This window comes from Neisseria sp. P0017.S009, from assembly GCF_051957375.1.
GTDB classification, from domain to species: Bacteria; Pseudomonadota; Gammaproteobacteria; order Burkholderiales; family Neisseriaceae; genus Neisseria; species Neisseria perflava.
This window is the reverse complement of sequence record NZ_JBQCWL010000007.1, coordinates 98,297-112,636: the sequence shown is the minus strand read 5'-3', so window position 1 is coordinate 112,636 and position 14,340 is coordinate 98,297. Positions and strand designations below refer to the sequence as shown.

Sequence of the window (14,340 nt, the reverse complement as noted above, 5' to 3'; positions counted from 1 at the left end):
GCCATCTGAAATCAAAAGTACCGTTTCCCAATATCGAAAATCCGCCATGCGGTAAAAATACTTCCTTCAAGGAGCAAAAATGAATTTGTTGAACTTATTTAATCCGTTGCAAACTGCCGGCATGGAAGAAGAGTTTGATGCCATCAAAATCGGTATTGCCTCTCCCGAAACCATCCGCTCATGGTCTTATGGCGAAGTTAAAAAACCTGAAACCATCAACTACCGCACGTTCAAACCTGAGCGTGACGGTTTATTCTGTGCCAAAATCTTTGGCCCGGTCAAAGACTATGAATGTTTGTGCGGTAAATACAAACGCTTGAAATTTAAAGGCGTAACCTGTGAAAAATGTGGCGTAGAAGTGACCCTGTCTAAAGTACGCCGCGAACGCATGGGCCACATTGAATTGGCAGCACCAGTTGCCCATATTTGGTTCTTGAAATCCCTGCCTTCCCGCTTGGGTATGGTACTGGACATGACTTTGCGCGATATCGAACGCGTATTGTACTTTGAAGCATTTGTGGTAACCGATCCCGGCATGACTCCGTTGCAACGTCGTCAATTACTGACTGAAGACGATTACTACAACAAACTGGACGAATACGGCGACGACTTCGATGCCAAAATGGGTGCAGAAGGTATCCGTGAATTGTTGCGCACCTTGGATATTACCGGCGAAATCGAAATCCTGCGTCAAGAGCTGGAATCTACCGGTTCTGACACCAAAATTAAAAAAATTGCCAAACGTTTGAAAGTATTGGAAGCTTTCCACCGTTCCGGTATGAAACTGGAATGGATGATTATGGACGTGCTGCCGGTATTGCCGCCTGATTTGCGTCCGTTGGTTCCATTGGATGGTGGTCGTTTTGCCACTTCCGATTTGAACGATTTGTACCGCCGCGTTATTAACCGTAACAACCGTCTGAAACGTCTGTTGGAACTGCATGCGCCTGACATCATCGTTCGTAACGAAAAACGTATGTTGCAAGAAGCAGTTGACTCTCTGTTGGATAACGGCCGTCGCGGTAAAGCCATGACCGGCGCCAACAAACGTCCGCTGAAATCATTGGCTGACATGATTAAAGGTAAAGGCGGCCGCTTCCGTCAAAACCTGCTGGGTAAACGTGTGGACTACTCTGGTCGTTCCGTGATTACCGTAGGTCCATACCTGCGTCTGCACCAATGTGGTCTGCCGAAAAAAATGGCGTTGGAACTGTTCAAACCATTCATTTTCCACAAATTGGAAAAACAAGGTTTGGCGTCTACCGTTAAAGCTGCGAAAAAATTGGTAGAACAAGAAGTACCTGAAGTATGGGATATCTTGGAAGAAGTGATCCGCGAACATCCGATTATGCTGAACCGTGCGCCAACCCTGCACCGTTTGGGTATTCAAGCGTTCGAACCTATCCTGATCGAAGGTAAAGCGATTCAGTTGCACCCATTGGTGTGTGCCGCATTTAACGCCGACTTTGACGGTGACCAAATGGCTGTACACGTTCCATTGAGCTTGGAAGCACAAATGGAAGCACGCACGCTGATGCTGGCTTCAAACAACGTATTGTCTCCAGCCAACGGCGAACCAATCATCGTACCTTCTCAAGATATCGTATTGGGTCTGTACTACATGACCCGCGACCGTATCAATGCCAAAGGCGAAGGCAGCCTGTTTGCCGATGTGAAAGAAGTGCATCGTGCATACCATACCAAACAGGTTGAACTGGGTACGAAAATTACCGTACGTCTGCGCGAATGGGTAAAAAACGAAGCAGGTGAGTTTGAGCCTGTCGTTAACCGTTACGAAACGACTGTCGGCCGTGCATTGTTGAGCGAAATCTTGCCTAAAGGCCTGCCGTTCGAGTACATCAACAAAGCGCTGAAGAAAAAAGAAATTTCTAAACTGATTAACGCATCATTCCGTCTGTGCGGTTTGCGTGACACAGTTATTTTTGCCGACCACTTGATGTATACCGGTTTCGGTTTTGCGGCTAAAGGCGGTATTTCCATTGCGGTTGACGATATGGAAATTCCGAAAGAAAAAGCAGCCTTGCTGGCTGAGGCTAATGCCGAAGTTAAAGAAATCGAAGACCAATACCGTCAAGGTTTGGTGACCAACGGCGAACGTTACAACAAAGTGGTCGATATTTGGGGTCGTGCCGGCGATAAGATCGCTAAAGCGATGATGGACAATCTGTCCAAACAAAAAGTTATCGACCGTGACGGCAACGAAGTTGATCAAGAGTCCTTCAACTCTATTTACATGATGGCCGACTCTGGTGCCCGTGGTTCTGCAGCTCAGATTAAACAGTTGTCCGGTATGCGTGGTTTGATGGCCAAACCTGACGGCTCTATTATCGAAACGCCAATTACCTCTAACTTCCGCGAAGGTTTGACTGTATTGCAATACTTTATTGCGACCCACGGTGCGCGTAAAGGTTTGGCGGATACCGCGTTGAAAACGGCAAACTCTGGTTACCTGACCCGTCGTCTGGTAGACGTAACTCAAGACTTGGTCGTTGTTGAAGACGATTGCGGTACTTCAGACGGCTTTGTCATGAAAGCAGTAGTACAAGGCGGTGACGTAATTGAAGCGTTGCGCGATCGTATTTTAGGCCGTGTTACAGCATCAGATGTTGTTGATCCTTCAACTGGCGAGACTTTGGTTGAGGCAGGTACACTGCTGACTGAGAAATTAGTTGATATCATTGACCAATCTGGTGTTGACGAGGTTAAAGTCCGTACGCCAATTACTTGTAAAACCCGTCATGGCTTGTGTGCACACTGTTATGGCCGCGACTTGGCGCGCGGTAAACTGGTTAACGCTGGTGAAGCTGTAGGTGTAATTGCTGCACAATCTATTGGTGAGCCAGGTACTCAGCTGACCATGCGTACGTTCCACATCGGTGGTGCGGCATCTCGTGCGGCTGCTGCCAGTCAAGTGGAAGCCAAATCCAATGGTACAGCTCGTTTCAGCAGCCAAATGCGTTACGTTGCCAACAACAAAGGCGAATTGGTTGTCATTGGCCGCTCTTGTGAAGTAGTGATTCACGACGATATCGGTCGCGAACGTGAACGTCACAAAGTACCTTACGGTGCAATCCTGCTGGTACAAGACGGCGAAGCCATTAAAGCCGGTCAAACTTTGGCAACTTGGGATCCGCATACCCGTCCGATGATCACCGAACACGCAGGTATGGTGAAATTCGAAAACGTGGAAGAGGGTGTTACCGTTGCGAAACAAACTGACGATGTAACCGGTTTGTCTACTTTGGTAGTGATTGACGGCAAACGTCGTTCTTCTAGTGCTTCTAAACTGTTGCGTCCGACTGTCAAACTGTTGGATGAAAATGGTCTGGAAATTTGCATTCCTGGTACGACTACCCCAGTTTCTATGGCATTCCCGGTCGGTGCGGTGATTACTATCCGTGAAGGTCAGGAAGTCGGTAAGGGTGATGTGTTGGCGCGTATTCCACAAGCGTCTTCTAAAACCCGCGATATTACCGGTGGTTTGCCGCGCGTTGCTGAGTTGTTTGAAGCACGCGTGCCGAAAGATGCCGGCATGTTGGCTGAAATTACCGGTACCGTTTCCTTCGGTAAAGAAACCAAAGGTAAACAGCGTCTGATTATTACCGATGTAGACGGTGTAGCATACGAAACGCTGATTTCTAAAGAGAAACAGATTTTGGTACACGACGGTCAAGTGGTAAACCGCGGTGAAACCATCGTGGATGGTGCCGTAGATCCGCATGACATTCTGCGTCTGCAAGGTATCGAAGCATTGGCTCGCTACATTGTTCAAGAGGTACAAGAGGTTTACCGCTTGCAAGGTGTGAAGATTTCCGATAAACACATCGAAGTCATCATCCGCCAAATGCTGCGCCGTGTGAACATTGTGGATGCTGGTGATACAGAGTTTATTACCGGCGAACAAGTTGAGCGTAGCGATGTGATGCTTGCCAATGAGAAAGCCATCGCTGAAGGCAAAGAGCCGGCACGTTATGAAAATGTGTTGTTGGGTATTACCAAAGCTTCCTTGTCTACCGACAGCTTCATTTCTGCAGCATCGTTCCAAGAAACAACCCGCGTCTTGACCGAGGCCGCTATCATGGGCAAACAAGACGAGCTGCGCGGTTTAAAAGAGAACGTGATTGTCGGTCGATTGATTCCTGCCGGTACAGGTTTGACCTACCACCGCAGCCGTCATCAACAATGGCAGCAAGCCGATCAAGTAACTTCTGAAACCGAAGCTTTAGACGAATAATCCCGAGGGATTATTGTGAAAATAAAACCGCAAGCCAGTCTTGCGGTTTTATTTTTTAGAGGACTTAAAAGAGGGTAGAGTTTAAGGCCGTCTGAATAAATAAGGAAAGCAATGGAGAAAATAAGTAGAGAACTAAATTGCGGACTTATTTAAAATGACAAAGGCCGTCTGAATATTTCAGACGGCCTTTGTTTCCAAAATTTAGACATAAATTGGAAAACACCAAACTTTATCAGTCATTTGCTTGACTAAACCCTTGCAATAAAAATATAATTCCAATCTTGTCGACATGGTGTCGGCAAGTATTTAACTCAACAGGACGAGAAAATATGCCAACTATTAACCAATTGGTACGCAAAGGCCGTCAAAAGCCTGTGTACGTAAACAAAGTGCCTGCACTGGAAGCTTGCCCGCAAAAACGTGGCGTCTGCACCCGTGTATACACAACTACCCCTAAAAAACCTAACTCTGCATTGCGTAAAGTATGTAAAGTTCGCCTGACCAACGGTTTTGAAGTAATTTCATATATCGGCGGTGAAGGCCACAACCTGCAAGAGCACAGCGTCGTATTGATTCGCGGCGGTCGTGTAAAAGACTTGCCAGGTGTACGTTACCACACTGTACGCGGTTCTTTGGATACTGCAGGTGTTAAAGACCGTAAACAAGCCCGTTCTAAATACGGTGCTAAGCGTCCTAAATAATTATCGGGACTCAAATAGGCACGTCGGCCGCCTAAGCTGAACAACGGCCGAGTAAGTGAATACTCAATTGGGTATTCATGGGAATTGCCCCAACTGAATAGATTAAAGGAAATTAAAATGCCAAGACGTAGAGAAGTCCCTAAGCGCGACGTACTGCCAGATCCTAAATTCGGCAGCGTTGAGCTGACTAAATTCATGAACGTATTGATGATTGACGGTAAAAAATCTGTTGCAGAACGTATCGTTTACGGTGCGTTGGAGCAAATTGAGAAAAAAACCGGCAAAGTAGCAATTGAAGTATTTAACGAAGCCATTGCAAACGCCAAACCTATCGTGGAAGTGAAAAGCCGCCGTGTAGGTGGTGCAAACTACCAAGTTCCTGTTGAAGTTCGTCCTTCACGTCGTCTGGCCTTGGCAATGCGCTGGGTTCGCGATGCGGCCCGTAAACGTGGTGAGAAATCTATGGACCTGCGTTTGGCAGGCGAATTGATTGATGCGGCTGAAGGTCGTGGCGGTGCGTTGAAAAAACGTGAAGAAGTACACCGCATGGCTGAAGCTAACAAAGCATTCTCTCACTTCCGTTTCTAATATCGAAAGGCTAACAAAATGGCTCGTAAGACCCCTATCAGCCTGTATCGCAATATCGGTATTTCTGCCCATATTGACGCGGGTAAAACAACCACAACAGAACGTATTTTGTTCTATACAGGTTTGACTCATAAATTGGGCGAAGTGCATGACGGCGCGGCTACTACCGACTACATGGAACAAGAGCAAGAGCGTGGTATTACCATTACTTCTGCTGCTGTGACTTCTTATTGGTCTGGTATGGCGAAACAGTTCCCTGAGCACCGTTTCAACATCATCGACACTCCGGGACACGTTGACTTTACTGTAGAGGTAGAGCGTTCTATGCGTGTATTGGACGGCGCGGTAATGGTTTACTGTGCAGTAGGCGGTGTTCAACCTCAATCTGAAACCGTATGGCGTCAAGCTAACAAATACCAAGTACCTCGCTTGGCATTTGTAAACAAAATGGACCGTCAAGGTGCCAACTTCTTCCGCGTTGTTGAGCAAATGAAAACCCGTTTGCGCGCAAACCCAGTACCTATCGTGATTCCGGTTGGTGCGGAAGACAGCTTCAGCGGTGTCGTTGACCTGTTGAAAATGAAATCCATTATTTGGAATGAAGCCGATAAAGGTACAACCTTTACCTATGGCGACATTCCTGCTGAATTGGTTGAGACTGCCGAAGAATGGCGTCAAAACATGATTGAAGCTGCAGCAGAAGCCAGCGAAGAATTGATGGACAAATACTTGGGCGGTGATGAGCTGACTGAAGAAGAAATCGTAGGCGCATTGCGTCAACGTACTTTGGCCGGTGAAATTCAACCAATGTTGTGCGGTTCAGCATTTAAAAACAAAGGTGTTCAACGTATGTTGGATGCAGTTGTAGAATTGCTGCCTGCTCCTACCGACATTCCTCCAGTTCAAGGTGTTAACCCTAACACTGAAGAAGCCGACAGCCGTCAAGCCAGCGATGAAGAGAAATTCTCTGCATTGGCGTTCAAAATGTTGAATGATAAATACGTTGGTCAGCTGACTTTCATCCGCGTTTACTCTGGTGTGGTGAAATCCGGTGATACCGTATTGAACTCTGTAAAAGGTACTCGCGAACGTATCGGTCGCTTGGTGCAAATGACTGCTGCAGACCGTACTGAAATTGAAGAAGTACGCGCTGGTGATATTGCAGCTGCGATCGGTCTTAAAGACGTTACTACTGGTGAGACCTTGTGTGCAGAAAGCGCACCTATCATCTTGGAACGCATGGAATTCCCTGAGCCGGTAATCCATATTGCCGTTGAGCCGAAAACCAAAGCCGACCAAGAGAAAATGGGTATCGCCCTGAACCGTCTGGCGAAAGAAGACCCTTCTTTCCGCGTTCGTACAGACGAAGAGTCCGGTCAAACCATTATTTCTGGTATGGGTGAGCTGCACTTGGAAATTATTGTTGACCGTATGAAACGCGAATTCGGCGTGGAAGCAAACATCGGTGCGCCTCAAGTGGCTTACCGTGAAACCATCCGCAAAGAAGTTGAAGCTGAATACAAACATGCCAAACAATCTGGTGGTAAAGGTCAATACGGTCACGTTGTGATCAAAATGGAACCTATGGAACCAGGTGGTGCGGGCTACGAATTTATCGATGAAATTAAAGGTGGTGTGATTCCTCGCGAATTTATTCCGTCTGTCGATAAAGGTATTCGCGATACTTTGCCTAACGGTATCGTTGCCGGTTACCCAGTAGTTGACGTACGTGTGCGTCTGATCTTCGGTTCTTCACACGATGTTGACTCCTCTCAACTGGCCTTCGAATTGGCTGCGTCTCAAGCCTTCAAAGAAGGTATGCGTAAAGCCAATCCAGCTCTGTTGGAACCAATCATGGCAGTTGAGGTGGAAACACCTGAAGAATACATGGGTGACGTAATGGGCGACTTGAACCGTCGTCGTGGTGTTGTATTGGGTATGGATGATGACGGCATCGGCGGTAAAAAGGTCCGTGCCGAAGTGCCTCTGGCAGAAATGTTCGGTTATTCTACCGACCTGCGTTCTGCAACCCAAGGCCGCGCTACTTACTCTATGGAGTTCAAGAAATATTCTGAAGCTCCTGCCCACATAGCTGCTGCTGTAACTGAAGCCCGTAAAGGCTAATCAGGCAAATAGGTCGTCTGAAAGGCTGAAATGATTTTTCAGACGGCCTCTGTTCTTTAATCGATCTTTAATGTAAAGGAATTAGCTCATGGCTAAGGAAAAATTTGAACGTAGCAAACCGCACGTAAACGTTGGCACCATCGGTCACGTTGACCATGGTAAAACCACTCTGACTGCTGCTTTGACTACTATTTTGGCTAAAAAATTTGGTGGTGCTGCAAAAGCTTACGACCAAATCGACAACGCTCCTGAAGAAAAAGCCCGCGGTATTACCATTAATACCTCACACGTAGAATACGAAACTGAAACCCGTCACTACGCACACGTAGACTGCCCAGGCCACGCCGACTACGTTAAAAACATGATTACCGGTGCTGCCCAAATGGACGGCGCGATCTTGGTATGTTCCGCAGCTGACGGTCCTATGCCACAAACTCGCGAACACATCCTGTTGGCCCGCCAAGTAGGTGTACCTTACATCATCGTATTCATGAACAAATGCGACATGGTTGACGATGCCGAGTTGTTGGAACTGGTTGAAATGGAAATCCGTGACTTGTTGTCAAGCTACGACTTCCCAGGTGATGACTGCCCAATCGTACAAGGTTCTGCACTGAAAGCCTTGGAAGGTGACGCTGGTTACGAAGAAAAAATCTTCGAATTGGCTGCTGCTCTGGACAGCTACATCCCAACACCTGAGCGTGCTGTGGACAAACCTTTCTTGTTGCCTATCGAAGACGTATTCTCTATCTCCGGTCGTGGTACAGTAGTAACCGGTCGTGTAGAGCGCGGTATCATCCACGTTGGTGACGAGATCGAAATCGTAGGTCTGAAAGAAACTCAAAAAACCACTTGTACCGGTGTTGAAATGTTCCGCAAACTGCTGGACGAAGGTCAAGCAGGTGACAACGTAGGCGTATTGCTGCGTGGTACTAAACGTGAAGATGTAGAGCGTGGTCAAGTATTGGCTAAACCAGGTACTATCACTCCTCACACCAAATTCAAAGCAGAAGTATACGTACTGAGCAAAGAAGAGGGTGGTCGTCACACTCCATTCTTCGCTAACTACCGTCCACAATTCTACTTCCGTACTACTGACGTAACTGGTGCAGTTACTTTGGAAGAAGGTGTAGAAATGGTAATGCCAGGTGAGAACGTAACCATTACTGTAGAACTGATTGCGCCTATCGCTATGGAAGAAGGTCTGCGCTTTGCGATTCGCGAAGGTGGTCGTACCGTAGGTGCGGGTGTGGTTTCTTCTGTAATTGCTTAATTGAGGGATATTGATAAATGGCAAACCAAAAAATCCGTATCCGCCTGAAAGCTTATGATTACAGTCTGATTGACCGTTCTGCGCAAGAAATCGTTGAAACTGCCAAACGTACTGGCGCTGTTGTTAAAGGTCCGATTCCTTTGCCAACTAAAATCGAACGTTTCAACATCTTGCGTTCTCCTCACGTGAATAAAACTTCTCGTGAACAATTGGAAATCCGTACCCACTTGCGTCTGATGGACATCGTGGACTGGACTGACAAAACTACTGATGCACTGATGAAACTGGATCTTCCAGCGGGTGTGGATGTAGAAATTAAAGTTCAATAAGAACTGAAAAACCGAACAGCTTGGCTGTTCGGTTTTTTTATAGAATTCTTAGGCCGTCTGAAAATTGTCAGACATTTGGCAACGCTTCATCCGAAAAAAATGATGGTTTTAAGAAGTTAAATTGAAATTTTTGTTGATATTTCTTTGATTTGTCAATTATAATGGTGGACTTGGTACATCCGTATCAAGTTTAACTTTGTCTGAAAGGCAGGCCAATCGTAGCCCGCCCCTTTACTTAAAAGGAAAATAATCATGACTTTAGGTCTGGTTGGACGCAAAGTTGGTATGACTCGCGTGTTCGACGAACAGGGTGTTTCTGTTCCGGTAACTGTTTTGGATATGTCTGCCAACCGCGTTACACAAGTGAAATCCAAAGATACTGACGGCTACACTGCTGTACAAGTTACCTTTGGTCAGAAAAAAGCTAATCGTGTCAACAAAACTGAAGCCGGTCACTTTGCTAAAGCGAGTGTTGAAGCTGGTCGCGGTTTGGTTGAGTTTGCTTTGACTGAAGAAAAGCTGGCTGAATTAAAAGTCGGTGATGAAATTACCGTTTCTATGTTTGAAGTTGGTCAATTGGTAGATGTAACCGGTACCTCTAAAGGTAAAGGTTTCTCTGGTACGATCAAACGTCATAACTTCGGTGCTCAACGTACTTCCCACGGTAACTCCCGTTCTCACCGTGTTCCTGGTTCTATCGGTATGGCACAAGACCCTGGTCGCGTGTTCCCTGGTAAACGTATGGCAGGTCAATACGGTAACACTAAAGCAACTGTTCAAAAATTGGAAGTTGTGCGTGTTGATGCTGAACGCCAACTCTTGTTGGTTAAAGGTGCTGTTCCGGGTTCGGTTAACAGCGACGTCGTGGTTCGTCCTAGCGTGAAAGTAGGTGCGTAATGGAATTGAAAGTAATTGACGCTAAAGGACAAGTATCTGGCAGCTTGGCTGTTTCTGATGCTTTGTTTGCTCGTGAATACAATGAAGCTCTGGTTCACCAACTGGTTACTGCTTACTTGGCAAATGCCCGTTCTGGTAATCGTGCTCAAAAGACTCGTGCCGAAGTAAACCACTCTACTAAAAAACCATGGCGCCAAAAAGGTACCGGTCGTGCTCGTTCCGGTATGACTTCTTCTCCGCTGTGGCGTAAAGGTGGTCGTGCATTCCCAAACAAACCTGACGAAAACTTCACTCAAAAAGTGAACCGTAAAATGTACCGTGCCGGTATGGCGACTATTTTGTCCCAATTGGCTCGTGATGAACGTTTGTTTGCAATCGAAGCATTGACTGCTGAAACTCCTAAAACCAAAGTTTTTGCTGAACAAGTGAAAAATTTGGGTTTGGAGCAAGTTCTGTTTGTAACTAAACAGCTCGACGAGAATGTTTACTTGGCTTCACGCAACTTGCCTAACGTATTGGTTTTGGAAGCTCAACAAGTTGATCCTTACAGCTTGCTGCGTTACAAAAAAGTCGTTATCACTAAAGATGCAGTTGCACAATTAGAGGAGCAATGGGTATGAATCAACAACGTTTGACTCAAGTAATCTTGGCACCTATCGTTTCTGAAAAAAGCAACGTATTGGCTGAAAAACGTAACCAAATGACGTTTAAAGTTTTGGCAAATGCAACAAAACCTGAAATTAAAGCGGCTGTTGAGCTGCTGTTCGGCGTTCAAGTTGCAGACGTTACTACTGTTACCATTAAAGGTAAAGTTAAACGTTTTGGTCGCACTTTAGGTCGTCGCAGCGATGTTAAAAAGGCTTATGTAAGCTTGGCTGCCGGTCAAGAGTTGGATTTGGAAGCCGCTGCTGCAGCTGCAGATAAGGAATAAACAAAATGGCAATCGTTAAAATGAAGCCGACCTCTGCAGGCCGTCGCGGCATGGTTCGCGTGGTAACAGAAGGTTTGCACAAAGGTGCACCTTATGCACCTCTGCTAGAAAAGAAAAATTCTACTGCCGGTCGTAACAACAATGGTCATATCACTACCCGTCATAAAGGTGGTGGCCATAAACATCATTACCGCGTTGTAGATTTTAAACGTAACAAAGACGGTATCCCTGCAAAAGTAGAGCGTATCGAATATGACCCTAACCGTACTGCATTTATCGCACTGTTGTGCTATGCAGATGGTGAGCGTCGCTACATCATTGCTCCTCGTGGTATTCAAGCCGGTGCAGTATTGGTTTCCGGTGCTGAGGCTGCTATCAAAGTAGGTAACACTTTGCCGATCCGCAATATTCCTGTTGGTACAACTATTCACTGTATCGAAATGAAACCAGGTAAAGGTGCGCAAATTGCGCGTTCTGCTGGTGCTTCTGCGGTATTGCTTGCAAAAGAAGGTGCTTACGCTCAAGTTCGTTTGCGTTCTGGTGAAGTACGCAAAATTAGCGTAAATTGCCGTGCAACTATCGGTGAAGTTGGTAACGAAGAACAAAGCCTCAAAAAAATCGGTAAAGCTGGTGCTAACCGCTGGCGTGGTATTCGTCCGACCGTTCGTGGTGTTGTAATGAACCCTGTTGATCACCCGCATGGTGGTGGTGAAGGCCGTACTGGTGAAGCTCGCGAACCGGTTAGCCCATGGGGTACTCCTGCTAAGGGCTACCGCACTCGTAATAACAAACGCACGGATAACATGATTGTTCGTCGTCGTTACTCAAATAAAGGTTAATTAGTATGGCTCGTTCATTAAAAAAAGGCCCATATGTAGACCTGCATTTGCTGAAAAAAGTAGATGCTGCTCGTGCAAGCAACGACAAACGCCCAATTAAAACTTGGTCACGTCGTTCTACCATTTTGCCTGATTTCATTGGTCTGACTATCGCTGTACACAACGGTCGCACTCACGTGCCTGTGTTTATCAGTGACAACATGGTTGGTCATAAATTAGGTGAGTTCTCATTGACCCGTACCTTTAAAGGCCACTTGGCCGATAAAAAGGCTAAAAAGAAATAAGGTGAATCATGAGAGTAAGTGCACAACATAAAAACGCCCGTATTTCAGCTCAAAAAGCTCGTTTGGTAGCTGATTTGATTCGTGGTAAAGACGTTGCCCAAGCTTTGAATATCTTGGCATTCAGCCCTAAAAAAGGTGCTGAGCTGATTAAAAAAGTATTGGAATCAGCAATCGCCAATGCCGAACACAACAATGGTGCAGACATTGACGAACTGAAAGTGGTAACTATCTTTGTTGACAAAGGTCCAAGCTTGAAACGTTTTCAAGCTCGTGCCAAAGGTCGCGGTAACCGCATCGAGAAACAAACTTGTCATATTAACGTGACAGTGGGCAACTAAGGAAAAGCTATGGGACAAAAGATTAACCCTACAGGCTTTCGCCTGGCGGTAACTAAAGACTGGTCTTCAAAATGGTTTGCTAAAAGCACCGACTTTTCTACTGTTTTGAAACAAGATATTGATGTTCGTAACTACTTGCGTAAAAAACTGGCTAATGCTTCAGTTGGTCGCGTAGTGATCGAGCGTCCTGCTAAATCTGCACGTATTACTATTCACTCTGCTCGTCCAGGTGTGGTTATTGGTAAAAAAGGTGAGGATATTGAAATCTTGAAGCGTGACTTGCAAACTCTGATGGGTGTGCCTGTTCATGTAAATATTGAAGAGATTCGTCGTCCTGAATTGGATGCACAAATCATTGCTGATGGTATTGCCCAGCAGCTTGAAAAACGTGTTCAATTCCGTCGCGCTATGAAACGTGCAATGCAAAATGCAATGCGTTCTGGTGCTAAAGGCATCAAGATCATGACTTCAGGTCGTCTGAATGGTGCTGATATCGCTCGTAGCGAATGGTACCGTGAAGGTCGTGTGCCTTTGCATACTTTGCGTGCGAACGTAGATTATGCAACTAGCGAAGCGCACACTACTTATGGTGTACTGGGTCTGAAAGTTTGGGTTTATACAGAAGGTAATATTAAATCTTCTAAACCTGAGCATGAGAAGAAACAAAGAAAGGCAGGTGGACGTAATGCTGCAGCCAACTAGACTGAAATATCGCAAGCAACAAAAAGGTCGTAATACCGGTATTGCTACTCGCGGTAACAAAGTAAGTTTCGGTGAGTTCGGTTTGAAAGCCGTAGGTCGTGGTCGTTTGACTGCCCGCCAAATCGAAGCTGCTCGTCGTACTATGACTCGTCATATTAAACGTGGCGGTCGTATTTGGATTCGTGTATTCCCTGATAAACCAATTACTGAAAAACCTATCCAAGTTCGTATGGGTGGCGGTAAAGGTAATGTGGAATATTACATTGCTGAAGTTAAACCAGGCAAAGTATTGTACGAAATGGACGGTGTTCCTGAGTCTTTGGCTCGTGAAGCATTTGAATTGGCCGCTGCCAAATTGCCTATTCCTACAACCTTTGTAGTAAGACAGGTGGGTCAATAATGAAAGCAAATGAATTGAAAGACAAATCTATTGAGCAATTAAACTCTGATTTGTTGGACTTGTTGAAAGCTCAGTTTGGCTTACGCATGCAAAATGCAACCGGTCAGTTGGGTAAATCTAGCGAGTTGAAACGTGTACGTCGCGATATTGCTCGTATTAAAACCATTTTAACTGAAAAAGGTGCTAAGTAATGAGCGAAGCTAAAAATGTTCGTACTTTGCAAGGCAAAGTGGTAAGCGACAAAATGGACAAAACTGTTACAGTATTGGTTGAACGTAAGGTTAAACACCCTCTGTACGGTAAAATTATTCGTTTATCAACTAAAATCCATGCCCATGATGAAAACAATCAATATGGCATTGGTGATGTAGTGGTAATCGAGGAATCTCGTCCTTTGTCAAAAACCAAGTCTTGGGTTGTAAAGGAATTGGTTGAGAAAGCCCGTACTGTTTGATTTAAAACACAGTAATGCAGCTTAATAAGAAACGAAGTCTTGCAGCAAAGTTAATTTGCGTGTAAACTTCGTTTCTTATCTTCCAGCTTCTTATGGAAGTTTCTCTCCCTTCGGGATCCAAGACTGGTTTACTAGAACCGTGATGGTTTCATTTAATAAGCAGCTTAAAGTAAGGTGCGAGTTATATGAAAGTGGTAAATTAAGTTGGTTAATTTAAAGGTACTA

At 45.6% G+C, this 14,340-nt stretch carries 16 protein-coding genes; all 16 read left to right on the top strand.

What is annotated here, in order from left to right; all coding sequences use genetic code 11:
* Nucleotides 1-79: 79 nt before the first annotated feature.
* The 16 genes from rpoC (at nucleotide 80) to rpsQ (ending at nucleotide 14,115) form a co-directional block, all read left to right on the top strand.
* Entirely contained in the window at nucleotides 80-4,255 is a 4,176-nt protein-coding gene (rpoC, locus tag ACTHTG_RS09400; protein ID WP_004521093.1) for a DNA-directed RNA polymerase subunit beta', read from the top strand.
* A 329-nt stretch (nucleotides 4,256-4,584) separates the two neighbouring features.
* The gene (gene rpsL, locus ACTHTG_RS09395) at nucleotides 4,585-4,956 is read left to right on the top strand and encodes a 30S ribosomal protein S12 (RefSeq protein WP_002218431.1); all 372 of its coding nucleotides are present in this window, start codon (nucleotides 4,585-4,587) and stop codon (nucleotides 4,954-4,956) included.
* Between the two features lie 117 nt (nucleotides 4,957-5,073).
* On the top strand, nucleotides 5,074-5,544 hold the full coding sequence (rpsG, locus tag ACTHTG_RS09390; RefSeq protein WP_002240962.1) for a 30S ribosomal protein S7: 471 nt from the start codon (nucleotides 5,074-5,076) through the stop codon (nucleotides 5,542-5,544).
* A gap of 18 nt (nucleotides 5,545-5,562) precedes the next feature.
* A complete protein-coding gene (fusA, locus tag ACTHTG_RS09385) occupies nucleotides 5,563-7,668 on the top strand; it encodes an elongation factor G (RefSeq protein WP_003749269.1) in 2,106 nt (701 codons plus the stop codon).
* Nucleotides 7,669-7,756: 88 nt separating this feature from the next.
* The gene (gene tuf, locus ACTHTG_RS09380; RefSeq protein WP_004520187.1) at nucleotides 7,757-8,941 is read left to right on the top strand and encodes an elongation factor Tu; all 1,185 of its coding nucleotides are present in this window, start codon (nucleotides 7,757-7,759) and stop codon (nucleotides 8,939-8,941) included.
* 17 nt (nucleotides 8,942-8,958) lie between these two features.
* The gene (rpsJ, locus tag ACTHTG_RS09375) at nucleotides 8,959-9,270 is read left to right on the top strand and encodes a 30S ribosomal protein S10 (protein ID WP_002642322.1); all 312 of its coding nucleotides are present in this window, start codon (nucleotides 8,959-8,961) and stop codon (nucleotides 9,268-9,270) included.
* Between the two features lie 252 nt (nucleotides 9,271-9,522).
* The gene (gene rplC, locus ACTHTG_RS09370; protein ID WP_004520188.1) at nucleotides 9,523-10,167 is read left to right on the top strand and encodes a 50S ribosomal protein L3; all 645 of its coding nucleotides are present in this window, start codon (nucleotides 9,523-9,525) and stop codon (nucleotides 10,165-10,167) included.
* Nucleotides 10,167-10,787, top strand: a complete 621-nt coding sequence (gene rplD, locus ACTHTG_RS09365; protein WP_003684798.1) for a 50S ribosomal protein L4 — start codon at nucleotides 10,167-10,169, stop codon at nucleotides 10,785-10,787. The genes rplC and rplD overlap by 1 nt, the downstream gene beginning before the upstream one ends.
* On the top strand, nucleotides 10,784-11,098 hold the full coding sequence (rplW, locus tag ACTHTG_RS09360) for a 50S ribosomal protein L23 (RefSeq protein WP_002243944.1): 315 nt from the start codon (nucleotides 10,784-10,786) through the stop codon (nucleotides 11,096-11,098). Before rplD ends, rplW begins: the two co-directional genes overlap by 4 nt.
* 5 nt (nucleotides 11,099-11,103) lie before the next feature.
* Complete coding sequence (gene rplB / locus ACTHTG_RS09355) at nucleotides 11,104-11,937, top strand: 50S ribosomal protein L2 (RefSeq protein WP_003684813.1); 834 nt, start codon at nucleotides 11,104-11,106, stop codon at nucleotides 11,935-11,937.
* 5 nt (nucleotides 11,938-11,942) lie between these two features.
* Nucleotides 11,943-12,221, top strand: a complete 279-nt coding sequence (rpsS, locus tag ACTHTG_RS09350) for a 30S ribosomal protein S19 (protein ID WP_002215422.1) — start codon at nucleotides 11,943-11,945, stop codon at nucleotides 12,219-12,221.
* Between the two features lie 8 nt (nucleotides 12,222-12,229).
* Entirely contained in the window at nucleotides 12,230-12,559 is a 330-nt protein-coding gene (gene rplV / locus ACTHTG_RS09345) for a 50S ribosomal protein L22 (protein ID WP_003749277.1), read from the top strand.
* Nucleotides 12,560-12,568: 9 nt separating this feature from the next.
* Entirely contained in the window at nucleotides 12,569-13,261 is a 693-nt protein-coding gene (gene rpsC, locus ACTHTG_RS09340) for a 30S ribosomal protein S3 (protein ID WP_004520189.1), read from the top strand.
* Complete coding sequence (gene rplP, locus ACTHTG_RS09335) at nucleotides 13,245-13,661, top strand: 50S ribosomal protein L16 (protein WP_003684741.1); 417 nt, start codon at nucleotides 13,245-13,247, stop codon at nucleotides 13,659-13,661. Before rpsC ends, rplP begins: the two co-directional genes overlap by 17 nt.
* Nucleotides 13,661-13,852: a 50S ribosomal protein L29 gene (gene rpmC / locus ACTHTG_RS09330; protein WP_003684705.1), complete on the top strand. Its 192-nt coding sequence runs from the start codon at nucleotides 13,661-13,663 to the stop codon at nucleotides 13,850-13,852. Before rplP ends, rpmC begins: the two co-directional genes overlap by 1 nt.
* Complete coding sequence (rpsQ, locus tag ACTHTG_RS09325; protein WP_003684766.1) at nucleotides 13,852-14,115, top strand: 30S ribosomal protein S17; 264 nt, start codon at nucleotides 13,852-13,854, stop codon at nucleotides 14,113-14,115. The genes rpmC and rpsQ overlap by 1 nt, the downstream gene beginning before the upstream one ends.
* The last annotated feature ends 225 nt before the right edge of the window (nucleotides 14,116-14,340 follow it).

Bases quoted from the DNA above. Each gene is read 5' to 3' on its own strand.
- rplB (WP_003684813.1), top strand. From the start codon at position 11,104: ATGGCAATCGTTAAAATGAAGCCGACCTCTGCAGGCCGTCGCGGCATG.
- rplP (WP_003684741.1), top strand. From the start codon at position 13,245: ATGCTGCAGCCAACTAGACTGAAATATCGCAAGCAACAAAAAGGTCGT.
- rpsQ (WP_003684766.1), top strand. From the start codon at position 13,852: ATGAGCGAAGCTAAAAATGTTCGTACTTTGCAAGGCAAAGTGGTAAGC.
- rpsJ (WP_002642322.1), top strand. From the start codon at position 8,959: ATGGCAAACCAAAAAATCCGTATCCGCCTGAAAGCTTATGATTACAGT.
- rpoC (WP_004521093.1), top strand. From the start codon at position 80: ATGAATTTGTTGAACTTATTTAATCCGTTGCAAACTGCCGGCATGGAA.
- rpmC (WP_003684705.1), top strand. From the start codon at position 13,661: ATGAAAGCAAATGAATTGAAAGACAAATCTATTGAGCAATTAAACTCT.
- rplD (WP_003684798.1), top strand. From the start codon at position 10,167: ATGGAATTGAAAGTAATTGACGCTAAAGGACAAGTATCTGGCAGCTTG.
- rpsS (WP_002215422.1), top strand. From the start codon at position 11,943: ATGGCTCGTTCATTAAAAAAAGGCCCATATGTAGACCTGCATTTGCTG.
- rplW (WP_002243944.1), top strand. From the start codon at position 10,784: ATGAATCAACAACGTTTGACTCAAGTAATCTTGGCACCTATCGTTTCT.
- fusA (WP_003749269.1), top strand. From the start codon at position 5,563: ATGGCTCGTAAGACCCCTATCAGCCTGTATCGCAATATCGGTATTTCT.
- rplV (WP_003749277.1), top strand. From the start codon at position 12,230: ATGAGAGTAAGTGCACAACATAAAAACGCCCGTATTTCAGCTCAAAAA.
- rplC (WP_004520188.1), top strand. From the start codon at position 9,523: ATGACTTTAGGTCTGGTTGGACGCAAAGTTGGTATGACTCGCGTGTTC.
- rpsG (WP_002240962.1), top strand. From the start codon at position 5,074: ATGCCAAGACGTAGAGAAGTCCCTAAGCGCGACGTACTGCCAGATCCT.
- rpsC (WP_004520189.1), top strand. From the start codon at position 12,569: ATGGGACAAAAGATTAACCCTACAGGCTTTCGCCTGGCGGTAACTAAA.
- tuf (WP_004520187.1), top strand. From the start codon at position 7,757: ATGGCTAAGGAAAAATTTGAACGTAGCAAACCGCACGTAAACGTTGGC.
- rpsL (WP_002218431.1), top strand. From the start codon at position 4,585: ATGCCAACTATTAACCAATTGGTACGCAAAGGCCGTCAAAAGCCTGTG.